Annotated in this window: 1 protein-coding gene; it reads right to left on the bottom strand. The window is 47.7% G+C overall.

Annotated elements, in window-relative coordinates; all coding sequences use genetic code 11:
- Positions 1-348 (bottom strand): biotin/lipoyl-containing protein (locus CWB80_RS22180; protein WP_283235119.1); only part of this gene is annotated, 348 nt, incomplete at both ends.

The raw sequence follows: 348 nt of genomic DNA, 5'->3' as shown, positions 1-348 counted from the left end.
CGTTAACATTGCAGTTGAGTTTTTCGCTTCAAGAAGACGATTAGCGATTGTTTTACGTAAACGAGTCATAGGAACACGTTTTTGTGTACGGTCACCCATAGGTGCTGCTGGCGCTGCTGCTTCTGCTTTAGGAGCTGCTGCTGCCGGTGCTGCACCCGCTTTAACTGTACCAATTACTTGCTCACCAAGTACTGTTTCGCCTTCAGCGTGAATGTGCTCACCCATGATACCGTCTTCTTGAGCAACAACTTCAAGCACAACTTTATCAGTTTCGATGTCAACAAGGGTTTGCTCGCGTGTTACCGCGTCACCTGGTAGATCTTGACAAGTAGCAAAAGTCGCTGAAGG

The organism is Pseudoalteromonas sp. S1650, assembly GCF_005887195.1.
Lineage (GTDB): Bacteria > Pseudomonadota > Gammaproteobacteria > Enterobacterales > Alteromonadaceae > Pseudoalteromonas > Pseudoalteromonas simplex.
Note: the sequence above shows the minus strand (reverse complement) of the source record. Positions and strands in the feature narration are given on the sequence as shown.